The sequence below is a fragment of the Gryllotalpicola koreensis genome (genome assembly GCF_039538185.1).
Lineage (GTDB): Bacteria > Actinomycetota > Actinomycetes > Actinomycetales > Microbacteriaceae > Gryllotalpicola > Gryllotalpicola koreensis.
The window spans coordinates 499,903-522,844 of sequence record NZ_BAABBW010000003.1 but is presented as its reverse complement, the minus strand read 5'-3'; the positions used below and the strand labels follow the sequence as shown (position 1 = coordinate 522,844).

Annotated in this window: 31 protein-coding genes and 1 tRNA gene; 30 read left to right on the top strand and 2 right to left on the bottom strand. The window is 60.9% G+C overall.

Annotated features, from left to right (window positions below):
- Positions 1-330: 330 nt before the first annotated feature.
- The 11 genes from ABD708_RS11030 to ABD708_RS10980 all read left to right on the top strand — a co-directional run bounded on the left by ABD708_RS11030 (position 331) and on the right by ABD708_RS10980 (position 9,740).
- Positions 331-404: transfer RNA gene (locus ABD708_RS11030), tRNA-Leu, on the top strand.
- Entirely contained in the window at positions 382-699 is a 318-nt protein-coding gene (locus ABD708_RS11025) for a hypothetical protein (RefSeq protein ID WP_344754317.1), read from the top strand. Before ABD708_RS11030 ends, ABD708_RS11025 begins: the two co-directional genes overlap by 23 nt.
- On the top strand, positions 683-1,489 hold the full coding sequence (locus ABD708_RS11020) for a ribonuclease H-like domain-containing protein (protein ID WP_344754315.1): 807 nt from the start codon (positions 683-685) through the stop codon (positions 1,487-1,489). The genes ABD708_RS11025 and ABD708_RS11020 overlap by 17 nt, the downstream gene beginning before the upstream one ends.
- Before the next feature lie 86 nt (positions 1,490-1,575).
- The gene (locus ABD708_RS11015; protein WP_344754313.1) at positions 1,576-2,094 is read left to right on the top strand and encodes a hypothetical protein; all 519 of its coding nucleotides are present in this window, start codon (positions 1,576-1,578) and stop codon (positions 2,092-2,094) included.
- A 235-nt stretch (positions 2,095-2,329) separates the two neighbouring features.
- Positions 2,330-3,592 carry a glycosyltransferase gene (locus tag ABD708_RS11010; protein WP_344754311.1) on the top strand — a complete coding sequence of 421 codons (1,263 nt, stop codon included), beginning with the start codon at positions 2,330-2,332 and terminating at the stop codon, positions 3,590-3,592.
- A complete protein-coding gene (locus ABD708_RS11005) occupies positions 3,585-3,842 on the top strand; it encodes a hypothetical protein (RefSeq protein ID WP_344754309.1) in 258 nt (85 codons plus the stop codon). The genes ABD708_RS11010 and ABD708_RS11005 overlap by 8 nt, the downstream gene beginning before the upstream one ends.
- Entirely contained in the window at positions 3,839-4,495 is a 657-nt protein-coding gene (locus tag ABD708_RS11000) for a hypothetical protein (RefSeq protein ID WP_344754307.1), read from the top strand. The genes ABD708_RS11005 and ABD708_RS11000 overlap by 4 nt, the downstream gene beginning before the upstream one ends.
- A gap of 53 nt (positions 4,496-4,548) precedes the next feature.
- The gene (locus ABD708_RS10995) at positions 4,549-5,064 is read left to right on the top strand and encodes a hypothetical protein (RefSeq protein WP_344754305.1); all 516 of its coding nucleotides are present in this window, start codon (positions 4,549-4,551) and stop codon (positions 5,062-5,064) included.
- Complete coding sequence (locus ABD708_RS10990) at positions 5,051-6,355, top strand: PBSX family phage terminase large subunit (protein WP_344754303.1); 1,305 nt, start codon at positions 5,051-5,053, stop codon at positions 6,353-6,355. The genes ABD708_RS10995 and ABD708_RS10990 overlap by 14 nt, the downstream gene beginning before the upstream one ends.
- Positions 6,356-6,397: 42 nt before the next feature.
- Complete coding sequence (locus ABD708_RS10985; RefSeq protein ID WP_344754301.1) at positions 6,398-8,017, top strand: phage portal protein; 1,620 nt, start codon at positions 6,398-6,400, stop codon at positions 8,015-8,017.
- Complete coding sequence (locus ABD708_RS10980) at positions 7,983-9,740, top strand: phage minor capsid protein (protein WP_344754300.1); 1,758 nt, start codon at positions 7,983-7,985, stop codon at positions 9,738-9,740. Before ABD708_RS10985 ends, ABD708_RS10980 begins: the two co-directional genes overlap by 35 nt.
- On the opposite strand, the gene ABD708_RS10975 is transcribed toward ABD708_RS10980, so the two are convergent.
- Positions 9,730-10,059 carry a hypothetical protein gene (locus ABD708_RS10975; RefSeq protein ID WP_344754298.1) on the bottom strand — a complete coding sequence of 110 codons (330 nt, stop codon included), beginning with the start codon at positions 10,057-10,059 and terminating at the stop codon, positions 9,730-9,732. The genes ABD708_RS10980 and ABD708_RS10975 overlap by 11 nt on opposite strands.
- A gap of 20 nt (positions 10,060-10,079) precedes the next feature.
- Here ABD708_RS10975 and ABD708_RS10970 point away from each other — a divergent pair, with 20 nt between their 5' ends.
- The 13 genes from ABD708_RS10970 (at position 10,080) to ABD708_RS10915 (ending at position 15,869) form a co-directional block, all read left to right on the top strand.
- Complete coding sequence (locus ABD708_RS10970; protein ID WP_344754296.1) at positions 10,080-10,223, top strand: hypothetical protein; 144 nt, start codon at positions 10,080-10,082, stop codon at positions 10,221-10,223.
- A 3-nt stretch (positions 10,224-10,226) separates the two neighbouring features.
- Positions 10,227-10,415, top strand: a complete 189-nt coding sequence (locus ABD708_RS19465; RefSeq protein WP_425553278.1) for a DUF7455 domain-containing protein — start codon at positions 10,227-10,229, stop codon at positions 10,413-10,415.
- 74 nt (positions 10,416-10,489) lie between these two features.
- Positions 10,490-10,699, top strand: a complete 210-nt coding sequence (locus ABD708_RS10965) for a hypothetical protein (protein WP_344754295.1) — start codon at positions 10,490-10,492, stop codon at positions 10,697-10,699.
- Positions 10,696-10,908 carry a hypothetical protein gene (locus ABD708_RS10960; RefSeq protein ID WP_344754293.1) on the top strand — a complete coding sequence of 71 codons (213 nt, stop codon included), beginning with the start codon at positions 10,696-10,698 and terminating at the stop codon, positions 10,906-10,908. Before ABD708_RS10965 ends, ABD708_RS10960 begins: the two co-directional genes overlap by 4 nt.
- 127 nt (positions 10,909-11,035) lie before the next feature.
- On the top strand, positions 11,036-11,365 hold the full coding sequence (locus ABD708_RS10955) for a hypothetical protein (RefSeq protein ID WP_344754291.1): 330 nt from the start codon (positions 11,036-11,038) through the stop codon (positions 11,363-11,365).
- A 48-nt stretch (positions 11,366-11,413) separates the two neighbouring features.
- Entirely contained in the window at positions 11,414-12,196 is a 783-nt protein-coding gene (locus ABD708_RS10950) for a hypothetical protein (protein ID WP_344754290.1), read from the top strand.
- Between the two features lie 20 nt (positions 12,197-12,216).
- Complete coding sequence (locus tag ABD708_RS10945; RefSeq protein ID WP_344754288.1) at positions 12,217-13,098, top strand: major capsid protein; 882 nt, start codon at positions 12,217-12,219, stop codon at positions 13,096-13,098.
- Between the two features lie 67 nt (positions 13,099-13,165).
- The gene (locus tag ABD708_RS10940) at positions 13,166-13,630 is read left to right on the top strand and encodes a hypothetical protein (RefSeq protein ID WP_344754286.1); all 465 of its coding nucleotides are present in this window, start codon (positions 13,166-13,168) and stop codon (positions 13,628-13,630) included.
- Positions 13,627-13,959 carry a hypothetical protein gene (locus tag ABD708_RS10935; protein ID WP_344754284.1) on the top strand — a complete coding sequence of 111 codons (333 nt, stop codon included), beginning with the start codon at positions 13,627-13,629 and terminating at the stop codon, positions 13,957-13,959. The genes ABD708_RS10940 and ABD708_RS10935 overlap by 4 nt, the downstream gene beginning before the upstream one ends.
- A 9-nt stretch (positions 13,960-13,968) precedes the next feature.
- Entirely contained in the window at positions 13,969-14,340 is a 372-nt protein-coding gene (locus ABD708_RS10930) for an HK97 gp10 family phage protein (RefSeq protein ID WP_344754282.1), read from the top strand.
- On the top strand, positions 14,333-14,782 hold the full coding sequence (locus tag ABD708_RS10925; RefSeq protein WP_344754280.1) for a hypothetical protein: 450 nt from the start codon (positions 14,333-14,335) through the stop codon (positions 14,780-14,782). The genes ABD708_RS10930 and ABD708_RS10925 overlap by 8 nt, the downstream gene beginning before the upstream one ends.
- A gap of 80 nt (positions 14,783-14,862) precedes the next feature.
- Positions 14,863-15,354, top strand: a complete 492-nt coding sequence (locus ABD708_RS10920) for a phage tail tube protein (RefSeq protein WP_344754278.1) — start codon at positions 14,863-14,865, stop codon at positions 15,352-15,354.
- 74 nt (positions 15,355-15,428) lie between these two features.
- Positions 15,429-15,869 (top strand): DUF7426 family protein, encoded by a 441-nt coding sequence (locus ABD708_RS10915; RefSeq protein WP_344754276.1) that lies wholly within the window; start codon positions 15,429-15,431, stop codon positions 15,867-15,869.
- Between the two features lie 14 nt (positions 15,870-15,883).
- On the opposite strand, the gene ABD708_RS10910 is transcribed toward ABD708_RS10915, so the two are convergent.
- On the bottom strand, positions 15,884-16,075 hold the full coding sequence (locus tag ABD708_RS10910; RefSeq protein WP_344754274.1) for a hypothetical protein: 192 nt from the start codon (positions 16,073-16,075) through the stop codon (positions 15,884-15,886).
- Between ABD708_RS10910 and ABD708_RS10905 the strand changes: the two genes are divergently transcribed.
- Genes ABD708_RS10905 through ABD708_RS10880 form a run of 6 tightly spaced genes read left to right on the top strand, consistent with a single transcriptional unit; the run spans position 16,065 to position 22,942 of the window.
- A complete protein-coding gene (locus tag ABD708_RS10905) occupies positions 16,065-18,611 on the top strand; it encodes a hypothetical protein (protein WP_344754272.1) in 2,547 nt (848 codons plus the stop codon). The genes ABD708_RS10910 and ABD708_RS10905 overlap by 11 nt on opposite strands.
- A gap of 3 nt (positions 18,612-18,614) precedes the next feature.
- The gene (locus ABD708_RS10900; protein ID WP_344754270.1) at positions 18,615-19,439 is read left to right on the top strand and encodes a hypothetical protein; all 825 of its coding nucleotides are present in this window, start codon (positions 18,615-18,617) and stop codon (positions 19,437-19,439) included.
- Positions 19,440-19,459: 20 nt separating this feature from the next.
- Positions 19,460-20,575 (top strand): hypothetical protein, encoded by a 1,116-nt coding sequence (locus tag ABD708_RS10895; protein ID WP_344754268.1) that lies wholly within the window; start codon positions 19,460-19,462, stop codon positions 20,573-20,575.
- Complete coding sequence (locus tag ABD708_RS10890; RefSeq protein ID WP_344754266.1) at positions 20,572-21,498, top strand: hypothetical protein; 927 nt, start codon at positions 20,572-20,574, stop codon at positions 21,496-21,498. The genes ABD708_RS10895 and ABD708_RS10890 overlap by 4 nt, the downstream gene beginning before the upstream one ends.
- Before the next feature lie 20 nt (positions 21,499-21,518).
- A complete protein-coding gene (locus tag ABD708_RS10885; RefSeq protein WP_344754264.1) occupies positions 21,519-22,067 on the top strand; it encodes a gp53-like domain-containing protein in 549 nt (182 codons plus the stop codon).
- A gap of 2 nt (positions 22,068-22,069) precedes the next feature.
- On the top strand, positions 22,070-22,942 hold the full coding sequence (locus ABD708_RS10880; protein ID WP_344754532.1) for a GH25 family lysozyme: 873 nt from the start codon (positions 22,070-22,072) through the stop codon (positions 22,940-22,942).

Below are 22,942 nucleotides of genomic sequence, written 5' to 3'. Positions count from 1 at the left end.
GGAGGCTTTTTCGTTGCCCGGTTTCGGCCCGGCGACCTCGCCCATTGAGGCATAGACAAACTGAATAAGAACTCAGCCGAGTGAGTGGATGGACTCGGCACACGGGCCTCGATTTGGTCGAGTGGTGCATTGCACTAAACCGTTGCGACGGAAGTGAAGCGCCTTATGCGGGATCGTCACCCGCGAGGTCCACGATCTCGGGTCTCCAGTTTGCTCGTACCTGCCCCGGGTCTATGTAGGCGAGCTGAGCAGTCTCACACGAGGGCCTGCCTGTGAATCGAGTCAAAGCTCTCGTCCGCCACCCCTTCCGTTGTGCGGTTGGGGGTGTGCCGCTCTCTAGCCCAACAGGTAGAGGCACGCGATTCAAAATCGCGTCAGTGAGTGTTCGAATCACTCGAGGGCGACTCGCACCTCATAACTGAACACAACCGCCCCGAGGGGCTGATGCGTCAGGAGGCGCAAATGGGTCTGGCTGAGGACTTCCAAGAGTTCATCACCCCCAAACCGCAACCGTGCATGTTGGGTCAATGGATGGGTTCGCTGTCGCCGGCCGATTTGGATGCGGCGGAGACTGTTCTGTCGTCCGGTCTGGCGGCACCGAAGGCTGTTCTGCTGTTCCGGAAGTACGGGTTCGCTGGTGAGGCGACCGTCGTTCGGAAGCATCGTCGTGGGGAGTGCAACTGTGTCTCTCGCGGGTGATGTGAAGGCGTTGAAGCTCGACAAGGCTGCGCGGGACGTCAAGGTTCTGACGATCGATGTTGAGCGTTTCCCCGCCAAGACATTGAGCTACGAACTGTGGCAAGTGAACATTCCGAAGGAATGGGTTCTCGAGCCGCCGCGCATTTCCCGGTTCTCTGCGAAGTGGTTGCATGAGAAGAAGCCGTTCGGTGCGGATGAGCGTTCGGGTCATGAGGCCATGGTGCGTCTGATGTGGGATGCGCTCACCGAAGCGGATGTTGTTGTGACGTTCAATGGTGATCGTGCTGACTTCCCGTGGATGAATGAAGAGTTCGAACGTTACGGCTTTGGCCCAGCGGCGCCGTTCAAGAGCGTCGACCTGTACAAGTCAGCGAAGGCGCGGTTCAACCTCATGTCGAGGTCACTGCAATACCTGGGTGAGTTCCTCGAGCGTGGAGGGAAGCTCGACTCGGGCGGTTCGGGGCTTGTGCGCCGGCTTGTCACGGGTCAGGGCACAGAGAAGGACTGGAGACAGTACGAGCTCTACAACGACCGCGATGTGACGTTGACAGAGCGCGCGTATCTCGACCTTCTGCCGTGGCTGAAGAACCAGCCGCACATGGGAATGATGATCGCTGACGGCACCGAGTCTCGTTGCGCGTTCTGCGGTTCCACGAAGCTCAACCTTCATCACAAGAAGGTGCACGCGTTCGTGCGCAGCTACCAGCTGTATCGGTGTGCCGCTTGCGGTGGTTGGAACCGGTCGACTGCTCTGACCGGACATGCGCAGTACACGCGACCCGTGAAGTAGCCGTACGCACTCAATCGCGTTTGTCGCCGTTCGGCACCTCTGAAGTCATTTGCTGCAACTCAATACTGATCAAGTCGGGAGGCCTAATGTCTCTCAAGGGTCAGGTTGGTTTGGTCGCTGACGACAATCCGAGGTTCTGGCCGAACGTTATTCGGCATGTGACTCACAAGGCGGCCGGCGACATTCCGGTTGCTGAGGTTCCGTACCACATTGTGGTCGCGGACTCGGAGACGACGTATATCGGTGCGGAGCCGGGCGGTGTTGTGCGTCGCACGATCGGCGCAGCGGATGACGCATACCCGAACATTGCGTGGTCACGGTTCGAGGACCTTGACCTGCATGCCGGGTTGATGTTCCTCACCGCGCAGCTCGGCAAGCCGTACTCGTACGCCGATGACGCGATCGTTGGCGTCGACGAGCTGCTTCCGTTTGATTTCCCCCGGTTCGTGTACGGGGCGTTGATCAACGGTTCCTCGTGGCAGTGCGCTGCTCTCGGCGACGTGTACCTGCTGTATGCGGGGCAGAACCTTTTCCAGCATCGTCATCCTGGCGATGTGACCCCAGCGCATTACGCACCTTACTGGCGGTCGAAGGGGTGGCTGTGATGGATGAGCTGCCCTTCGACGACGACGGTTTCGACTGCGACTGATGAGTCCTGAGCGTTGGTTCCGCTGGTTCGCGTGGCATCCCGTGGACACGACGGATCGCGGATGGCGTTGGTTGCGTGTGCTCTATCGCCGGAGGGTGTGGGCACCGATTGACGCTCCTGGTGCCCCTGGCCCGTGGTTCGAGCATCGCGTGAAGCTTCGCAACTGATCCTCCGTCCCCAAGGAGTCCCCCGTGATTGCCCTGTCTGTGCTTGTGCCGTCTGTGTCTTCACGGCGGGATGGTTTGGCGGCGAAGGTCGTTGACCAGTTGTTCGCGCAGGTGGAGCAGTTGGAGGACCGCAAACGGGTCGAAGTGATCGTCTTGCAGGACAACTTCACCCGTGTGGTGGGTGACAAGCGCAACATTCTCGTGAATCTCGCGCAAGGCGACTATGTGGCTTTCGTGGATGACGACGACTGGGTGGAACCGGACTACATCACGTCACTGTTGGCGGCGATCGATTCCGGCGACCCGGATGCTGTGACGTTCCAAGCCGCTGTGACGTTGGATGGCGGCCCTGTCACCCCGTGTGACTATTCGATCCGGTTCACGGCCGACAGGAATTTCCCCGACCGGTTCGAGCGGCTCCCGAACCACATCGCCGCAGTGCGCCGTGAACTCGCCCTGAAGACTCCGTTCAAGGAGATCCAGTGGGGTGAGGATGGCGACTACGCCAAACGGTTGAAGCCGCTGCTGAAGTCGGAAGTGCATCTCGAGAAGACGCTGTACCACTACGTGTTCGACTCGACTGTGACGGAGACGCAGAAGGCCGTCATGGATGTTGTGATGATGTCCAACGCTTCCACACCTGACCTTCGCCGGATGACGCAGCATGCGATCGACACGTGCCGTAGGGGCGCGTCAGGCAAGCTGAACATCATCGTTGTTGAGCAGGACCCTTCCGCGTCGTATCGGGGCGCTTCGGTGATTCGCCGGCCTGGCCAGTTCAACTACAACGCGGCCGCGAACGAGGGTGCTCGTTGGGGTCGCGCTGACTGGATCATGTTCGCCAACAACGACCTGGTTTTCGAACCGGGATGGATGGAACCTCTACTCAACGCGGGGCACATGGTCGTGTCGCCGCATAATCCGGGGGATCCGCGACAGCAGGGTTTGCGTGGGAACGAGACGGGTCCGATCACGGGCCGTCACCTTTCGGGGTGGTGTTTCATGATGGCGCGTGAGGTGTGGAACCGTATCGGCGGGTTGAACGAGGACTACGGCTACTGGTGTGCTGATAACGCCACAGTGAAGCAGGTCATGGCTTTGGGGATTGAGCCGATGCTCGTCCCGGACTCACGTGTGAAGCACCTTGTGTCGAAGACCGGTGGCCGTGCCGGGCAGATCGATGACGAGCTGACGTGGGGTGCTGTCGCCAGGTTCAATGCCGAGTTCGGTGAGCATCTGTTCGAAGGCGACCCGAGGTTCGAGGCGTGGAGGTCAGCTCGTGGATGAGGATGCTGAGCTTCAGGCGCGCGCCGTTCTCGACGCGGCGATCAAGGCGTACTGCGAGACGGTCGACTCTGGCGTATACGTGGATGCGTGGGTTCTGCTGACACACAAGCTGTCCGCGGATGGTGAAGCGAACGATTACTCGACGGTTGGCACTGTTGCTGGCGTTGAGCAGACGTTCGTCACAACTCGTGGGCTTCTCGAAGTCGGCTTGGACAGCGTTCGTCACAACTCGTGGGCGGCTGACGAATGATCCGTTATGCGATCGTCGGGCATGTTTCCCGTGCTGTGCAGTGCGCTGCTCTTCAAAGGTCGTTGAATGCGACATTGTTTCTCGATGACGGCACGTTGGGTGAGTGGGCGAATCATGCTCGAGCGCTCACGTGGGGTGCTGAGGCTCACGATGACGCGTTGTGGGCTGACTCGTGGCTTGTCGTGCTGCAGGATGACGCCCAACCTGTTCCTGATTTCAAGAAGCATGTTTCGCGGGCGTTGACGAACGTTCCCCGTGATGCGGCATTGGTGTCGTTCTACACGGGAACGTCGCGTCCATTGAGGTCTGTGAAGCCGTTCGATGAGGCGATCATGGAGGCCGAGCTCACAGGTGCCGGGTTCCTCACCGCTTCCCGGCTGTGTTGGGGTGTCGCGGTCGCTATTCGCAGCTCCCACCTTCGCGCCCTATTGGACTTCGGCGCGAAGCATTCGCAGCCGTACGACGAAAGGCTTTCCGCGTTCATCGAAGGCGACCCATGGTTGGGGTCGATCTACTACACGTGGCCTTCCCTCGTCGACCATGAGGACGGTTCCTCTCTGGTCCGTCACGCGTACGACGACGATTCGAAGCCCCGCAAAGCACGCAAGGTCGGCCTTCCGAGGTCGTGGAATGTGACACAAGTGAACATCTGAGGTCCCCGCTTCAGACACCGATACGCGGGAAGAGCCCGTGAGGTGGAGGACCAATGGCTACCCCTATCACCGATGAGGAACGGGAACGCTTTAGAGAGCTGTTCGATCAGGGGCTAGCACGGAACGACATCGCCCGGATTATGAATCGCTCGGGCTGGACCGTCACACAGATGGCGAAGTCCGCCGGCGTGTCCTTTGATCGATCGATCACTATTGCGGCGACGGCGGCGCGCTCGTCAGACCTTGCCGAGAAGCGTTCTGTTCTAGCCGAAGAGATGGTTGAAGCGGCGTTCCAGGCACTGATCGAAGTGCGGAAGAAGCCGTACCTCGTCGGCGCGTTCGGTGGCCGCGACGGTACCTGGCATGAGCAGTATCTCGAATCCGCACCCGTTGCGGAGATCCGGCAAGCATTGACCTCTGCTGGAATCGCGTTCGACAAGGCTTCGCGAATAGTCGAGAGGGACACCGGCGAACTGCATCAGGCGGTTTCGTTCCTCGGCCGACTGCAAGAGGCGATCTCCGCGGTGTATGAGGAAGAGCATCAGGCGGTTGACGATGTCGTTGAGTGATGCCCTGTCAGCTTCGTTCTCGCGGGCGCAGCGTGAGTCGTTGTTCGAGTGCGAGGGACATGCGATCGCACTGTGGTCGGGGGCTGTTTCGGCGGGGAAGACGTTCACTTCGTTGTGGGCGTTCCTGCAAGCGATCCCCACGGCGCCAACAGGGTTGATCGTGGTCATCGGCCGGTCCCTTCAGACGGTGTATCAGAACCTGTTCACACTGCTGCAGGATCCGCTGATCTTCGGGCCTATCGCCAGTGAGGTGAAGTACACGGCCGGCGCGACGAAGGCTCAGATCCTGGGCCGTGAGGTGATGATCGTCGGTGCGAACAACGCCGCCTCTGTGGGTCGCATTCAGGGTGCGACGGTTGCTCTCGCGTATGTGGATGAAGCGGCGCTGCTGCCTGAAGAGTTCTGGAACATGCTCGTCACGCGCGGTCGTGCGAACGACGCGAGGATCCTCGCGACGATGAACCCCGCATCGATGAACCATTGGATGCGGAAAGAGTGGATTCTCAAAGCCCGCGACAAGGACGTTGTTCACTTCCATCACACGATGGAGGACAACCCCACCCTGAAGGACGAGTACAAGGCCCGCATGAGGGCTTCGTATTCGGGGGTGTTCTACGACCGGATGATCCTCGGGAAGTGGACCAACGCTGAGGGTGCGATCTACCCCATGTGGGACCCCCAGAAGCACCAAGTGAAGTTCGAGGACATGCCGCGTGTGCACCGTGTGATCGGTGTCGGCATCGACTTCGGAACATCGAACGCCACAGCGGGAATCATGCTCGGCGTCACCGATGATCGGCGTCTTGTCGCCATGGATGAGTTCCTGTATCACGCTGACGAATCGTTGGGGAAACCTCGTTTGGCTCCGTCGAAGCAGGCCAAGATGTACGTCTCCTGGCTGAGCGAGAAGCATCACCCGATTCAGCAGACACGCCCTGATCAGTGGGGGCCTGGCGTTCAGACTCTTCCCGAGATCGAATACCACGTCGTCGACCCGGCCGCAGCTCACTTCCGCGAAGAGCTGTTCAACCTGGACATCAACGCGTGGGCGGGCAACAACGACGTCAGCGCCGGCATCGGCACGGTCTCGAGGTTGCTGGATTCGGGGAAGCTGATCGTCTCTGACCGGTGCTCGAACCTCCTGTCGGAGATCACTGAGTACAGGTGGGACGCGAAGGCGACCGAAAAGGGGCAGGACGCCCCCGTGAAAGAGAACGACCACTCATGTGACGCTCTCCGCTATGTCACCCACACTCTCCGTTCCCAGTACAGCTACGAGCTGACCGCATAACTTGCCGCACGTCCCCTGTGGCCCTTTTCCCGAGGGGGACGCATGCCGCTTCCGGCAGATAACGCCGTTTGGCCGCCGCGCGACCTTGAGCGGGTGTTCCGTAAGTATGCGGAGTGGAACGCCTGGTATTCGGGCACTGTGAATGAGCTGCGTGGCGCGTACGGGGTGTACAACTATCTCCGCACGTCGGGCAAGCCGAATCAGATGCCGGAGTTGCGGGCGTGGAACTTCATGGGCAGGTTGGCGAACCTGTTCTGGGGTCGCCCGCTGGAGTACGGGGAGACGCGCACGGTACTGCACGTGCCCGTGGCCGCCGACCTTGCCCAGCTCTCAAGCTCGCTGCTGTTCGCTGAGCCTCCGGAATTCACCGTCGAGGACAAGAACGCTCAGACCCGTCTGGATCTGATGCTGAACTCCCCTGACGTGCACATGCTTCTTCAGGAGCAAGGTGAATCAACCGCTGCGTTCGGTGGAACGTACTGGACTCCCCAATGGGATTTGTCCGGCGACGCTCCGGATCATGTGTGGATGCACGGCCACAACGCGAACACCGCTGTTCCGGAGTTCGCCGGGTCGAGGCTCAAAGCGGTGACGTTCTGGACCCGATACGACGAAGATCGGACTGTTTACCGTCACCTTGAACGGCACGAGCAGGGTGCGATCATCCACGGCCTGTACAAGGGCGACTGGAACAACATCGGCGCCCGAATCTCCTTCGACGCGATCCCCGAGACTGCGCATTTGTCGAACATTCCCGGTGCGGTTTACCCGGGCGACAACACGTGTGTGATCACCGTTCCGTTGAACCGTCTGCATGTTGCTTACCAGCCGAACGTTCGCCCTAATGGGGAGTTCATGGGGTACGGCAACACGAGGTGGTTGGGCCGGTCGGACTACTCCGGCATTGAGCCGACGCTGAACGCGATCGATGAAACATGGTCCAGTTGGATGGCTGACCTGAAGGCGGGCAAGTCTCGCCTGTTCGTGAACTCCGCCCTGATGAAGTCCAACGGCCCTGGTAGGGGTGCACGGTTCAACGCTGAGCAGGACGTGTTCACGATGATCGACGGGATTCCCGACCAGGAGGCTGGGAAGAACATCCAGTCCACACAGTTCGACATTCGCGTGCAAGAGCACGAGCAGACCGTCTACAACCTCGTGAAGGTTGCGCTGCGACACAACGGGTACTCCCTCAGCTCGTACGGTGAGGCCGGCGACATCGCCCAGACCGCAACTGAGGTCATGGACCGCAAGACGGACTCGGAACTCACGAGGGACAAGAAGAAACGGTACGCGTCCGCCGCATTGAACTACATGGGTTCCGTGATGCTCGAGCTCGACTCGATCGTCTACCCCGGTCAGGGTTCGAAGCCGGGTCTTGACGTGGCATCGGAGTTCCCGGAGACATCCCAAGAGGACCCGCTTCGGACGGCGCAGATCATCCAAATGCTGGACGCTGCTTCTTCGATCTCGTTGCAGACCCGTGTTGAGCGGGCGAACCCGGGATGGACGGAAGAGCAGATCCTCGAAGAGGTTGACCGGATCAAGGCTGAGACTCCGAACCCGATGACTCTGGACATCCCCTCGACGGCGGCGTTCCAGTACGCCGAACAGCCTGGGGGTTTGAGTGACGACACCGCAAACGGAGACTTCCAGCAGTAACGTCCCAGCTCTCGCTGCGGCGCTTGCGGGGTTGTATGCGCAGGCTGAGCAGGCGATCCTCAGGGGCGTCGGGGTGATCCTCGGGAAACGGTGGGCTGACCCGACTTCCCGTTATCTGGCGGTCAGGAAACTGGTTCGCGGGGTTGCGGCTGAACTGGGGCAGAAATCGCCGGCTTTGGCGCACGGTTTGGTTGTCGCGGCGGCTCGGAAGGGCGCGTCCCTGCCGTTAGTGCAGGGTTCCGTAACTCATGCCGTTCCGCTGGCAATGGAACAAGGCAACACCCGGAATGTTCTCGAGCCGTACACGCCCGGTCGGATCGACGCGCACGTGTCGCCGGCGCCAACGGTTCCTCAAGGAGGCAACGGTTCGTCTGAGCCGCCGACTCCCCCGGTTTCCCCGCTTGGCGGGAACGGAACCAATGGTGGCGAGTCGCCGTTCGACTTCTCCAAACCGACATCGGAGCGCGCGATCCAGGCCGTCCTGGATGACCTGAATTCCGAGCTCGAGGATGTGCGATTCCGCATCACCCGCCTGGATGACGACATTTACAAGCAGATCGCACCGGGTGGGGCGATTCATCTTCTGACCGACAACACGCAGACGATGGTCGATGCGATGCGCTCGGCGTATCAGGAGTTCCTTGAGAACGGAGTCACCGGGTTCACGGACAAGGGCGGCAGGGATTGGACTCTGACGGCTTACACGGAGATGGCTGTCCGCACGGCGGCGCAGCGGGCATCGAACAACGCACACATGCAGCAGATGCTCGCCGCGGGGGCTGAGTTGTTCACGATCCCCCCGGATCTGCACCCGTGCCCGTTGTGTTTCCCCTGGCAGGGCAAAATCCTGTCGGTCAAACCTGATCATAGGGCTGATGCGACAATCGCGGAAGCGACAGCTCAGGGGCTGTTCCACCCGAACTGTCAGCACAATCTCACGATGTACGTTCCCGGCGTCACCGAGCTTCACAAGCCCGGCATGACGGATGAGGAAGCTGCGGAGAAGTTCAAGAAGTCTCAGCGTCAGCGTGCTCTTGAGCGTGAGATTCGCAAGGCGAAGCAGAAGATCGCCTACTCGGATGATCCGCAGACCGTCAAAGAGGCGAAGGAAGACCTCGCGGCGGCCAGGGCGAAGCTGCGTGATCTCGAAGCTGGAGGCTTCACCAGGGCTCGCAGGCGGGAGCAGATCAACCTCACGGACGACAGACCCGAGCACGGGCCGATGAAGACTCCAGCACCCCCCTTGGCCGACAGCGACCCTGATCTGCCAAGTGCGTTCGCCGAACGCGAGACGAGTTCCTATCCGGGTCGGCTCACTGGACCCGAATATGCGGCATCGGGTCGCGTCGATCGGGGGAACAACTGGGACGAGGCCGCCGAAGTGCCCATTGCCGATTGGCTCGAACAGCACAACCTGCGTGTATGGCATGTGGCTCGCAATACGGAAACGAAGAGCGCAGACGCGATCATCGCTCACACTCTCGTCCCTGTGGAATTCAAGACCGCCACCACGGGCAGCGTGAGCACGCTCATGAAGCAGATCAGCAATGCCCGCAAGCAGGCACCCTTGGTGGTACTTGACCTTCGCTCGGCGTCGCATGTGTGGATGCAGGAAGAAGCACAGCAGATCGTCGATCGAATCGGAGGCCGCAACATCGAGGGCCTGGATGGACTTCTGGTCATTGGCCAGGGGTTCTCGCTACAATGGAGTGCTAATGGCTGACATTGGGATAGTTGCGGTTGACTCGCCGCTGGCACCGGAACAGGTGCTCGCGGAGCTTGGTCGCGCCCTTGGGAAGCCTGTCGTGAACGGTGAAGTCAAGCTGTCGCCTTTCCAGTCCATTGACGCGGACGCCGAGGACCTTGGGGATGGGTTCAACATCACCTTGGGCGTTTGGGATGGCCGTGGTCAGCGTGAAGCCAACGCCGCAGCGGTAGCTATCGCCGCTGACCTGAAGCAGCGCGGCATGCGTGCTGAGTTCCAGCCTCTCTGATTCGAAGAACCACTTTGAAGCCTCGACTCCGGTCGGGGCTTTTTTCATGCCCAAACGGAGGTCAACTCATGGCGTCAGGCAAGATCAAGGCCCTGCTCATCGCTTGCTCGAGCCGTGAGGAAGTGAACCGGTTGAAGGACGAGTACGACTACATCGGCCGGCGAGTGGTTCTGAACCACAAGGAGCTGACCGTGAAGGTTCTAACAAGGTGACCCATGGACCCCAGGCCGCTCACGAAGTTGGACAGGTGTGATGCCTGCTCTGCGCAGGCTCATGTTCGCCTCATAACTGATGACGGCGGCGAGTGGTTGTTCTGCAACCACCACGACAACCAGCACCGTTCAGCGTTGTGGTTGAAATATCCGGGGTTGTTCGTCGATGACCAGTCGGAGGCAAGTGTCTGATCCGTGGCATTGCAGGGTGTGCGGCAAGGGGTTCGTCATCCCGTCTTTGGCGAGAGAGCACGAGGGGGCGGAGCATGCCGATCAATCCGCCGCCTGAGATGGAAGCGGCTATCGCTGCGGCTATCGGTGTTGGCCCGTACGACGCAGGGTCGATGACCATCAACCTTGTGAACCTGTCCGCTGCGGGCGCTGACACAACTGTTCGTTTCACGACGGTGCATCAGATCCCCACCCAGCAGTTGCTCGAGATTTATGAGCAGACCGTTCTGGGTGACGGGTCATGATCATGCTCGACAAGCAGGACGTTCTCGCCTCCCTGGTGTTCATCGGGATCGACACTTCTGATGTGTTCCGGGTGCGTATTGACGCGAAAGACGGCGTTGACGTGTGGCGTCTCCTGCGGGACGACAAAGGGCGCTTGCAGTACCAGTCGGGCCGGCCGCTCATCGATCAGGAACATTACGGGCTCAACTCTGATCACCAGCCGTTCTAGAAGGTCGGCCGAGTCGCAGGTAAGACGGCGCAACACCCGGTTTCACGCCGCGCATTGACGCGCACGGGCGAAGCAGAGAGCGACTGGTCCGCCGCCGCGCCGACCCACAAACTGAAGAGGAGCCGTCATGGCCGACTACACCGATGCCCAGCGCAAGCAGATGGCTGACGCCGGTCAGGCGATGCCGGACGGGTCGTACCCGATCAAGACGACCGAGGACCTGCGAAATGCGATCCGCGCTGTCGGGCGTGGCAACGATGACCACACGGCGATTCGGAAGTTCATCATCCGCCGCGCCAAAGCGTTGAACGCGACAACCCTGCTGCCGAAGTCGTGGAAACCGGACGGCACGATCTGGACGATGGCATCCGATCATGCCTACGACAAGGCACACGGCATCAAAGAAGGCTCCCCCGCCGACATGAAGCTTGACGCTTCGCGCGGGCTATCCAAATAACCAGGTCCCCGCGACCCGAGCCAGGCCAGGAGCCTGTAGGAGTTCAAATTGAATACCGCATTCCCTTTCGCGCGACGTGACGTTGACGGGCTCGCCCGCATCGGTTCCACCCCCTTTGATCTGCGAGGCATCCGTTTCGAGGACACCGACGAGGGCAACACGGGCGAGGAAACCGTTACGGAAACGACGGCCGAAACCGCACCCGTTGACGCATCCCCCGAAGCTCCCGTTTCGGAGGGCGACAAGCCTGAAGTTTTCGACCGCGACTATGTTGAGCAGCTCCGCAAGGAAGCCGCCGACTGGCGCACGAAGCACAAGACGGCAGACAAGGCCGCCAACGATGCGAAGAACGCGTACGACTCTCTCAAGGAGCAGTTCGGCAAGGCATTCGGTTTCATCGAGAAGGACACCCCGGCTGAGGATCTCGTGAAGGCCGCTCAGGACGAGCGCGACCGCACCCAAACCCAGCTCCACTCACTTCTTCGCGAGAACGCCGTCACCAAAGCGGCATCCACGAACGGCGCCAACGTTGGCGCCCTCACCGACTCTGTCACCTTCCAGGCGAAGGTGGCGAACCTCGACCCGACCGCTGACGATTTCGCTTCCCAGGTGGAAGCGCTCGTCAAGCAGACGGTCGAATCCGACCCCAAGTTCAAGGCAGTCCAGGTGGCCGCTTCGACAGGTTCGGCGTCCACAACCCACTCCGGGGAAGGCGAAGCAGCAGCTTCCGTCACCCGGGACGAACTGAAGAAGCTCATGGCGCAGCCCGGAGGCCACGCCAAGATCCTTCAGCTTCAGCGCGAGGGCAAGCTACAGCACCTCGTGTCATAACTCAATAAGGGGGGCTCTCGGTGTCTATCGAGAACTTCATTCCCGAGCTCTGGGCGTCCGCGATCCTGGACCCCTACCTCAAGTCGCTCGTCTTCGGTCAGCCGACCGTCGTCAACACGGACTATGAGGGTCAGATCAGCCAGCAGGGTGACACGGTTCACGTGACCACCATCGGCTACCCGACCATCGGTTCGTACGACAAGACGACCGACATCACCATCGAGGACCTGTCGGACACCGGCCAGGAGCTGGTCATCGACCAGGGCGACTACTTCGGTTTCCGCGTCAACGACGTCGACAAGGTTCAGGCCGCTGGCAACTTCCAGTCGGATGCGATGGGTCTTGCCGCGTATGGTCTGAAGAACACCGTCGACCAGTACATTGCCGGCCTGTTCACCGGCGCTCAGACCGCGAACAAGCTCGGCAACGTGTCCGTGTTCGACGGCGACCCGAAGGACATCTCGGGCACCGACATCTCCGCTTACCAGGTCCTGGTGAAGCTGGACGAGGCGCTCGACAAGGCCAACGTCCCCACTGAGGGTCGTTACGTGGTCGTGTCGCCGGCGTTCCGCGCGGCACTGCAGATGGACCAGCGGTTCACTTCGGCCGCCCACTCGGGCACCACGGAGACCCTCCGCAACGGCAACATCGGCCAGGCGGCGAACTTCGAGGTCCTCGTGTCGAACAACCTCGCGAAGGTTGGCGGCCGTGACCTGATCTCGGCGGGTGTTCCCGGTGCGATTTCGTTCGCTTCGCAGATCAACTCTGTTGAGGCGCTGCGTGAGCAGAAGCGTTTCGCGGACATTGTGCGTGGTCTGAACATCTACGGCGCGAAGCTGTTCCGCCCGGAGGGCATCGCTACCGCTCAGGTTGCGATCCACTCCACCTTCTCGGCTTCCTAAGCCGCAGGGCGGCCCGTCACCTAACCCGTGGCGGGCCGTCCTCCAATAACTTCACACGGGGGTTGTCTTGTCTGTTCCTCTGTACGCAACCCTGACTGATTTCCAGGAGTCCGAGTTCTCCGAAGATGATTCCGGGGAAGACATCACCGATCAGGTGAACCTCAACACTTTGAAACGCGCGTCGAGGGTGATCCACAACCTTGTGAAGACGGCGTATTACACGACCGACCCTGACACGAAGCTTCCCGTTGATGATGACGTGATTGCCACGTTGAGAGATGCGACGTGCGCTCAGGCGGCATGGTTCGTGATCACGGAGAACGCTTCCGGGTGGCTTGTGTCGGGGCCACATGTCCAACTTGGGCCGCTGTCTTTGGGGAACAGTACGCGCAGCTCTACTGAGCCTGGTGACATGGCGGCTGAGGCCAAGTACTCCCGCATATCCCCCGAAGCGGTCCAGATTCTCAAGGATGCCGACTTCCTCAACCAGGCTGTCGGGTACGGGGCGCTGCTGGGGTTCTGGTCGCGATGAGGCAGATCCCGAACGCGGCGCTCCCGCACAAGACCGTCTCGTACAAGCCGTACACGGGTGATTCTGCGAAGGGCCGCACCTTCGGCCCATCCGTCCCAGTGAAACGGGCTCTGGTTGTGCAGAAGGACGTCCTGGTCCGCGGGAAAGACGGCGAGCAGCTCATCTCCGGCACGCAGGTGTACATGGATGCTCTCGCGCCGGTTCCAACGAACTCTCTCGTGACCGTTCATGCGGGAACCGCGTTCGAGCGGGAATCCACGGTCATCACGTCAGAGCATTACGACGCAGGTCCCCTCGTTCAACCGTTATTGGTCTTGTTCCTGAACTGAGGTGACCTGATGGAGTGGGACTTCAGCGGTTTCCATCTTGAAGAGGCCGCGGCGGAGATCCTGGCCCGCATTGATCCGGCGATCATGGCCGGGCTGCAGGTCATCAGAGCGAAAGCCGAACCGACCGTCCCCCTCGGCCCAGACAACGGCGGTCACCTGCGGTCGTCTGCGGAACTCACCGTGACATCCCATGAGGGCCACATCCGCTACCCGGGTCCGTATGCGAGGTATCAGGAGTACGGGGTGTTCTACCGGCACGGCGTGTTCGGTGCACCCCTGAAATACACCACCCCAGGGACGGGACCGTTCTACCTCACAGGGGCAATGATCTCAGGCCGCGAAGCGGCACTAGCGGCAGTCGCGGGGGTGCTCTTTGGCTGACTACCTGGACCTCCTGAAAGGCTTCGCATCCGTCATCGGTTCGGCGGGAATCGGCACGTGGATCGACCCCGACACGAACCCTTCCACGCCGTACCCGAAAGACTCCACCGCTGTCGTCATCGCCTCGCTCATCGAGTCGGTGGACAAGAACATCTCACTGGACTTCACCGTCGCAGACGAGAACCCTGCCCTCCCCATGGGGTCAGGCATCCTCTCCCTCCTTGTCCGGGGTGCACCTGATGACGAGCTCGCACCCTACGCGGCGCTCTCGCAGCTCAAGGACTTGCTGCATTCCAAGAACTTCGACTTCGGCACGATCCGCACCGACCAGGTGCTGCTGCTGAAAACCCTGCAGATCGGTGACGACCAGAACAACCGCCCCCAGATGGGCATGGTGTTCCAGGTCGACTACGAAGAGCAGCCAACTGACGTCCGGTTCTGACCGGAAAACCGCCTAAGGCGGAGGGTCCCCGCCCTTGTAAACCCTCACGGGCTTCGGCCCTGCCTTAGGAGGCATCATCTATGCCTGAAATTCAGGTATCCGCCCTCGCCCGCAAGTTCGCGGTTGAGGTCACAGACGACATCGACGACCTCACCTCGGCCACGTGGACCGCCGTCAACGGTGTCACTGACTTCCAGCCGCAGATCACCGCGAACGTGCAGGACGCATCCGACTACGACACGAACGGGTGGGCTTCCTCAGAAACCACCATGTACTCGTGGACGGCGCAGGTGACGTTCTTCCGCAAGTACGCCACCAGCCCCAGCGTGACGTATGACGCCGGCCAGGAGATGATCCGTGCCCGCGTCGGCAAGTTCGCCCCCGACAACCGCATCGGTTTCCGCTGGTACGACCGCAACGGCGGCCCCGAGGCGAACTCCGGTGTCGCGATCGTCGACTGGAAGCGCTCGAACACTGCCGTGACGAACCTCGAGCAGGCGCAGGTCACCCTCACCGGTACTGACGTGCCGCTGAACATCGACATCGATAACCCTGCCGCAAGCGCGTCGTAAGTAACTCTCGGGGTGGGTGAGTGGGGACCCGCCCACCCCGAGTCATATTCCTTGGTTCCCGAAAGAGGTCCCTGATGAAGTTCGCTTCATGGAAGAAGGTCTACGACCCGATCGTGCTCCCCATTGAGGGTGCCGATGGGGTTGAGAGGGAGTACACCCTCCCGGTGGTGAACGGGGTGGACGGGAACCTGTTGAAGGTTGCCCGCGACCCGGAATCGGGTGTGACGCTCACCAACGATGACGTGTACCGAATCTATCTCGGTGACGCTCACAAGCAGATGGTTGAGGACGGGGTTTCCGCCCGTGCTATCTCCCGTGCGCTGATCACGGCCCAGTTCGACCTTGAGGTGAACCGGGATATGGCGCAGGCGTATTGGGAGTCCGGTGATGTCCCAAAAGCGACGGCGGCTTGGCTGAGCCGCTCGACATCGACACCCTCGGACGACTCTACGGACGCGGACGGTACGACGAAGCCTCCGGCCTCTACGAGTGGTACGAAGCGCCGGAGGAAGTAACTGCCCCCAAGACGTCAGCGACGTGGAGTGCGCTCCTGGATCAGTGGGAGTTGCTTCGGTGGGACTTCGCGCACCTTCTGCACGTCGATCTTGACATCGAACTCATCCGTCATCCGTGGGCGTGGTTCGCGGACCACGTGGCCGTTCTTCTCGGCCACCCGGAATCGATGACGCACCACCACTTCAAGGAGTCCGATGTCTGACACCGAAGCCGGCGGCATTCTCGCCAAGCTCAAGCTTGACTCCACGGAGTTCGAAGAGAAGATCGCCCAGGCCGACGCGAAGGCGCGTGAGCTGGGAAGCAGCTCCCCCAGCATTCGCGTTTCTGCCGAGGTCGCGGAGGCTCAGGCTCAACTCGACCGAGTTCTTGTTGTCGCTGAAGAGGTCGACGCGAAGAGCCCAACGATCACAGTCAAGGCGAACACGTCGGAAGCCGACCTGTGGTTGGAGGCGACGAAACGTCTCGAGGACTCCCTGAATGAGTCCGTTGCGGCCGCGAATGCGCGCATCGATCAGATGGGGCGCTCCTACGGCGACGCTGCGCCTGAGGTGGAACGGTTTGTCTCCTCAGCGACTCGCGCACGCCAGGAGGAAGAAGCTGCGGTTCAGGCTGCGATCGACAACTTCCGGGCGCGCACGCAAGCCACGGCCGCGATGCGGCAGGAAGAGGCTGAGGTTCAGCGTTCGACGCAGGCGCTGAAGGACTGGACCGCCGAAGTCCATCAGTCGGCGTCGTCATCTGATGTTCTGACCACGAGCACGGCCAAGCAGTTGCAGGTCCTACTGAAGCTCTCTGACGCGAACGAAAAAGTCCGCGCTGAACGCGCCAACCTCACCGCCCTGGAGAAGGACGCCAAAGCGACCGAGGAAGACCTAGCAACGGTTTCCCGCAAGCTCGCAGACGCGCAGATCGAACAGGCTGCTGCGGCCGAAGCGGTGAAGATGGCGTCTGCTGGATCTTCCGAAAGCGCCTCGATCGGCGGCGTGAACCCGCTCGTTCTCGTAGGTGTCATCGGTGGCATCATTTCCTTGCTGGGTCCGCTGACTGGAGCGGTCGCCGCCCTGGGTTCCGGTTTCGTCGGACTGGCTGGTGCTGGGGTCGCTGCGTTCGCGGGAATCAAGGAGCAGATTTCCGAGGACACAGACGAGGGACGCGCATTCGAAGCGGGCCTCCGCGACCTCGGCTCCGGGCTGGAGACGCTTGAGCGCACGGCAGCATCCGGAATCCTGAAACCGTTCCAGACCGCCGTCAACACGATCGACGGTGAGCTGCCCGATCTGAACAACGAACTGTCTGTGATGATCGGCTACCTGGGTCGCACGGGTGACAACCTGGTTGACGCACTCATTCACGGTCTTGTGGTTGCGGAGCCTCTTCTAGAGGATGGCGCTGCGCAGATCGAGAAGTGGTCGGAAGGGTTTGATGAGTGGACCCGGAACGGTGGCCTTCAGAAGTTCGTCTCGTACGCTCAAGCGCAACTTCCGGTCGTCCTGCGAACCCTCGGCGACCTAACCGAGGCAGCCGTTTCCGTCTCGAGTGCGATGTCGGATGGCGGCGATGAGATTCTCAACGAGATCGACGACATCGCCAAGGCCATCAACACGCTGTCTGACGGCATTGGCAAGGTGGAGAAGGTTGTCGGAGGGAATTCGTTCCTCAGCGGCCTTGCACAGGACACACTCAAGACATTCAACCCTGTGAGCAGTCTGACTTCGGCTTTCTCGGCGCTCACAGGGCAGACCAACGAGGCGGCAACCTCCTCGAAGAAGTTCAAGGAAGAAGCCGATGCTTCGGCATCGTCGGCCGCAGGCTATGCCGTGTCCGCGGCGGACCTGGCGAACGAGTTCGGTGACCTTTCGACAAAAGAGGGTCTCGCCCATCAGGCGACAGATGAGCTTTCACAAGCTCTTCAGAATCTCGACAACGGAGCGATCTCGGCATCGCAGGCAGAGACGGCGTTCAATCAGGCGATCGCTGACGCGACCACCGGGCTGAAGGAGCACGGCAAGGGCCTGAATGAGAACACCCAAGCCGGTCGGGACAACCAAAACGCCCTGGACCAGATCGCGTCCTCCGCACTGAACCTTCTGGGTGCTGAAGCGCAGGCCGGCGACTCGACGGACGACCTCACCAAGAAAACCCAAACGGCCCGTGACGCGTTCATCAAAGCTGCGGAGGCGGCAGGCGAGACGAAACAGCAGGCATCTGATCTGGCAGACAAGTATGGCCTGATTCCCGGAAAGATCAAGACGACCGTTGAAGCTCAGGGCATCTCGGATGTTCAGATCCAGTTGGACGAGCTGAATGCGGAGATCGCGATCCTCAAGGGTGCGCACACGATCGACCTGTATGTGAACACACATCGGACGGGCACGCAGGATCTTGTCGCCAAGGCTCACGGCGGCCCGGTTTATGCGGCGAATGGTTTGGTAAGCATTTCAGGTCCCGGTTCGGCGTGGTCGGATCTGATTCCGGCGATGCTGTCGAACGGTGAGTCGGTTGTTCAGGCTCGTTCTGCTCAGGCTTATCCGGGGTTCTTGAACGCGTACAACCAGGACCCGACTGCGGCGTTGAAGCAGGTCATGCAGGCGGGTGCGCAGTCCGGTAAGGCGCCGGTTGTGAATGTCACCTTGTCGGCGGATTCGCAATGGTTGGGGGCGTTCGTTCGCACCGAGATCAGCACGAACGCGCAGGCGCAGAAGCAGTTCGATGACATGGGCGTCCAGCCGGATTGGGTGTGAGTCATGGCCTATGCGCCGACCCTGACGGCCGATTTGGATGCGAATCCGGCGCCCCGGGTTGAGGTTCAATTCCCCACCCTGGACCCCTCATGTCAGACGATCAACATTGAGCGCACCCAAGAAGGTCGCACGTATCAGGTGCGTGGGGGGATTTCGAAGTTCGCTGTCGGCGGGGCTGCGGTCCTTGACGCCGAAGCGGGCTTCGGGCTTCCCCTCACCTACCGTGCGGAGATGTTCGACTCGTCCGGTGTTTCGCTCGGGTACACGGATTCGGCGACAGTCACCCTGGCAGTCACAGATACCTGGATTCATCAGCCTTTGAGCCCCGCACTCGCAGTAAAGGCTCGAGTGTTCGTCGCGACTTCGAACTCGGTTCAGCGGGTTACGCCGGGACAGTTCGTTATCCCCGAGGGCGCGTCTGTGGGCATGTGGATCGGCGGTCAGCGGCAGGGCATTCAGGGATTGCAGTTCCAATTCCGGGTTGACCCGTCAGATGCTGACACGTTCCAGAACATGTTCGGGTCGTACAGCTCCGACTATCCGGGGGTCGTCTGCGTGCGTACACCTCCACCGGTCAGGTTGCCGCGAACACTATTTCTCTCCCCCTCGCAGAGCGGCCCTGTTGAGACGGCGCAGGCGAACTTCCAGTACATCACCTATGTGATGGGCGGCAATGAGAGCCGTCCCCCGTCCAACGCGATCATCATTCCTCTGCTTCGGCGAGAGGACCTGGATGCCGCATATGCGACTAGGGGCGCGAAGAACGCGGTCTATCCGTCGCGTCTCGCACAAGACACGGATTACTCGAAGGCGGGACTCGCCGGCTGACTTCAGCGGATTGGAGCGTCATGCGTTCTGGTTCCGCTGAACTTCGCGATGTCCTGAAGGGGTCGTTCGACTGTTGGTGGCAGGCCGATGTGTTTCTTGATGGGGAGCGCGTCTATCAGAACCTTCCTGTTCTCAGTGTGTCCACTAACGAGAATGCGACGTCTGGGATTCAGTACACGGGGTCTTTGACGGTCGCCTATCAGGCGGATGATGGTCGGTCGATCTCCCCCGTTCAGATGCAGGACGCGCTGTCGCCATTCGGTTCCCAGATTGCCTTGTATCTGTGTGTCAGTTCTGGTCCGTTCCTTGAGCGGGTTCTGCTCGGCAATTATCTGATCTCATCGCTTCCGCAGGCGAATACGACCTGGGGGATTGTCAACGGTGTTCAGTACGCCAAGGGCGACTTGCTTCAGGTGCAGTTCTCCGACCTCTTCTGGCGGACACAGAAGAATCAGTTTGATCAGCCATCAGCTCCCGCCTCTCTGGCGTCGGTCTGGGGCGAAATCCAACGTCTGACACTCCTTCCCGTCACCAAGAACATCGCAGACAGTGCTATCCCGTCTTCGGTTGCATACCAAACAAACCGGTTGGACGCTGTCTACTCTCTAGCGACAGTTCTGGACGCGACGGCGTACATCACGCCGGATGGGACGGTATCCATGCGCCCGAACCTATGGCCAGTCGCCGCGGATGACATCACCGGCGGCGACCTCGGAACTCTGATCTCGGCACCCAGGAGCATGGACCCGTCGATCGTGTACAACGCAATTGTCGTCCGAGATGTTGCAGGAAATGTGTTGGCATCGCAATCGGTAACCGATGGGCCTCTTCGGGCGGCTAATAGCGACGGCTCGCTGTCCCCATACGGACGCGTCCCGTACTACTATTCGTCGCCATTCGTGACGACGACAGCGCAGGCATCGGCTTATATCGCCAAGAACCTGCCGCGAGTCTCCACATTGCGTGGGCAGCAGCGAACCATCACAGAATCGATCAACCCTCTACGGGACCTGGGCGATGTCGTCAACGTGACCCGTATTGCATCCGGAGTCTCCGTTGAGGCCTTTCAGGGCCGCGTGCAGTCGATCCAGCGCAGCGGGAAGACGCAGACGTTGACAGTGCAGGTGAGTCAGTGAGTCTTGTTGACAACAGGCGCAACGCTAAAGTCTCGCGCGCGCAAAACGCGCAGCAGATTACCGGCATAGTTCAGGCTGTCACGTCGACCGGTTACATGGTGATCGTCGGGGGCTCGAACATTCCCGTGTTCGGCATGGGGTACATCGCGACGCCAGGCGAGCAAGTTCGGCTGCTGTTCATCAATCAGGCCACGTACCTGGTCGGCCCGGCGAGCATCTATCCGACGTCCGGGGTTGTCGCGTCGGTGCAGACGAACACCGTCACGTTGTCGGTGACTGGAGCGCCGGTCCCGTGGGCGGATCCTTCAGGGACGTTGACGTGCGCGTTTGTTTCCGCGACAACGCCGTCCGTTGGTCAGACGATGCTGATTCTGTGGTCTGGTGGGCCGACCGCGTTTGGCTACTCGGGCACGGCGCCCTCGGCGCCGTCCGGGCCGTCTGCGCCGCCCGCACCAGCCCCGTCGACCCATGTGGACACATTCACCGCAGTGAGCGCTGGGTCGTATTCGCAAACTTACGGGGACTGGTTCAACAGCGAGGTGTGGGCGTCTTCGACGTGTCTGGGTTGCTGGTTCTACGGTACGAAGATCGCCGACACGATTCCGTCGAGTGCCGCCAATGGTTCGTCCAAGGTCGAGCTGTACCTGTCGGTGAAGCAGAAGCAGGGCTCGAACCCGAACCTCGCGATTCACAACTACACCTCTCGCCCCGGAGGCGCCCCGTCGCTTACGACGGTGGAGACGTTCGGGATAACTTCGGGCTGGTTCACGGTTGAGACGGGCAACTCTCACGGCATCTTCTCTAGCTTGAAAGCCGGCGGGAATCAGCGCGGCCTTGGTATGCAGCACGGCGGTTACAACATTTTCAACTCGCCCACCGTGGATGGCCTATCTGGGGCTATTCGAATCACGTCTACGTATTGACAACTGAATAAGGGGGCCTCGTGGCTGCTGATTCCTACGGTTCACATAATGAACCCCAGTTCTCCGCCACCGGCGCACCGGATGATGCTAATGATCTGACGACTCTGGGGGCGTACGCCGCGAAGGTCGGCAACCGGAAAGTGGGCACTAATGCTCAACGTTCGGCGCTCTCAGGGTCGGACATCTGGGCCGGGCTGGAATTCTACGAAACTGACACGAAAAGTACGTACGTTACACCAGATGGCACGTCATGGGTGAAGGAATCCATGTTCGCGGTCGGTTCGGTCGCATCGGGAACGCTGTCGGGTGCGGTTAGTTTCCTCCAGCAGGCGGGGTCGGCGATCGTGTCCCTAAGTTCGACCGGTGCGGCGAATTTCACATTCCCTACCGCTTTCCCAAACGGGGTTCTCACGGTCATCGCGCTCAATGGTGACGACTCTGCGCGTCCTCAGCAGTTCGTGTCGGTTCGCAACGTGTCGGTGACGGGCTTTGATGTCCGGTTCACGTCCGGGACATCAGCGGCTGGGTCGGGTTCGGCGCGCGTCAACTGGTTCGCGATCGGGTGGTGACCATGCAGGACACGGTTGATGTTTCTTGGCCGCAGGGCGACTACTCGGGCGGCTCCGTCCTCATCGGGATCGGCGCGTGGTCGCTGGACGGCGGCAAGCCGTTCGTGCAATCGACCTACCACCGGCAGGTCGACAACGCGCGCAGGAACGGCCTGCGGGTCATCCATTACGCCTTCAACGGGCGCACGGACGCGATGAGCCCTGCCGCATTCGCCGACTACTGCTACGCGAACCTCTACGACTGGCGCGCGGGTGACGGCATCGCCCTCGATGTCGAATCGTCAGAACGCGGCAAGTACCCATCCTGGTCCATCGCGCAAGCCGACCAGTTCCGTGCGCAGCTCTCGAAGCGGATGCTCGAGTGCGACGTCAATCTCCGTCTCGGCATCTACGGCTCCCGATCCGACATGGGCCGTGCCGGATGGGGTGCGCAGGAGAAGCTCGGCTGCTGGCTGTGGATCGCATGGCCGGGATGGACCTCCGGGGCAGCCTACGGCGAGTGGTCGAAATGGTACATGCTCCAATACTCAACCGCCGGCGGCATCGATCACGATCACGTCGATCCTGAACTACTGACGATTCTCGACTCCCAGGAGGATGACATGCCCCTCACCCAAGCCGACGCGAACCTCGTCGCTAGCGCCCTCGCTGCGAACACCGGCTTCCTCAACGCCGTTGCAGTCACTACACTCACCCACCCGCTGAACAGTCACGGCGGTCTCAATGCCCAGGTCGCGGCCATCTATAACACTGTCACGAACCCGGCAACTCTCGCCTCAGCGATCGCCGCGAAGCTTCCCGCCGGCAGCGGGAACCTCACCGAGGCGCAGATCGAAGCTGCCGTAAAATCCGTCTTCGCGGACGCTGCGGCCTGA

Bases quoted from the DNA above. Each gene is read 5' to 3' on its own strand.
- ABD708_RS11015 (WP_344754313.1), top strand. From the start codon at position 1,576: ATGTCTCTCAAGGGTCAGGTTGGTTTGGTCGCTGACGACAATCCGAGG.
- ABD708_RS11000 (WP_344754307.1), top strand. From the start codon at position 3,839: ATGATCCGTTATGCGATCGTCGGGCATGTTTCCCGTGCTGTGCAGTGC.
- ABD708_RS10995 (WP_344754305.1), top strand. From the start codon at position 4,549: ATGGCTACCCCTATCACCGATGAGGAACGGGAACGCTTTAGAGAGCTG.
- ABD708_RS10990 (WP_344754303.1), top strand. From the start codon at position 5,051: ATGTCGTTGAGTGATGCCCTGTCAGCTTCGTTCTCGCGGGCGCAGCGT.
- ABD708_RS10985 (WP_344754301.1), top strand. From the start codon at position 6,398: ATGCCGCTTCCGGCAGATAACGCCGTTTGGCCGCCGCGCGACCTTGAG.
- ABD708_RS10975 (WP_344754298.1), bottom strand. From the start codon at position 10,059: ATGAAAAAAGCCCCGACCGGAGTCGAGGCTTCAAAGTGGTTCTTCGAA.
- ABD708_RS10970 (WP_344754296.1), top strand. From the start codon at position 10,080: ATGGCGTCAGGCAAGATCAAGGCCCTGCTCATCGCTTGCTCGAGCCGT.
- ABD708_RS19465 (WP_425553278.1), top strand. From the start codon at position 10,227: ATGGACCCCAGGCCGCTCACGAAGTTGGACAGGTGTGATGCCTGCTCT.
- ABD708_RS10965 (WP_344754295.1), top strand. From the start codon at position 10,490: ATGCCGATCAATCCGCCGCCTGAGATGGAAGCGGCTATCGCTGCGGCT.
- ABD708_RS10960 (WP_344754293.1), top strand. From the start codon at position 10,696: ATGATCATGCTCGACAAGCAGGACGTTCTCGCCTCCCTGGTGTTCATC.
- ABD708_RS10955 (WP_344754291.1), top strand. From the start codon at position 11,036: ATGGCCGACTACACCGATGCCCAGCGCAAGCAGATGGCTGACGCCGGT.
- ABD708_RS10935 (WP_344754284.1), top strand. From the start codon at position 13,627: ATGAGGCAGATCCCGAACGCGGCGCTCCCGCACAAGACCGTCTCGTAC.
- ABD708_RS10930 (WP_344754282.1), top strand. From the start codon at position 13,969: ATGGAGTGGGACTTCAGCGGTTTCCATCTTGAAGAGGCCGCGGCGGAG.
- ABD708_RS10920 (WP_344754278.1), top strand. From the start codon at position 14,863: ATGCCTGAAATTCAGGTATCCGCCCTCGCCCGCAAGTTCGCGGTTGAG.
- ABD708_RS10915 (WP_344754276.1), top strand. From the start codon at position 15,429: ATGAAGTTCGCTTCATGGAAGAAGGTCTACGACCCGATCGTGCTCCCC.
- ABD708_RS10905 (WP_344754272.1), top strand. From the start codon at position 16,065: ATGTCTGACACCGAAGCCGGCGGCATTCTCGCCAAGCTCAAGCTTGAC.
- ABD708_RS10900 (WP_344754270.1), top strand. From the start codon at position 18,615: ATGGCCTATGCGCCGACCCTGACGGCCGATTTGGATGCGAATCCGGCG.
- ABD708_RS10895 (WP_344754268.1), top strand. From the start codon at position 19,460: ATGCGTTCTGGTTCCGCTGAACTTCGCGATGTCCTGAAGGGGTCGTTC.
- ABD708_RS10880 (WP_344754532.1), top strand. From the start codon at position 22,070: ATGCAGGACACGGTTGATGTTTCTTGGCCGCAGGGCGACTACTCGGGC.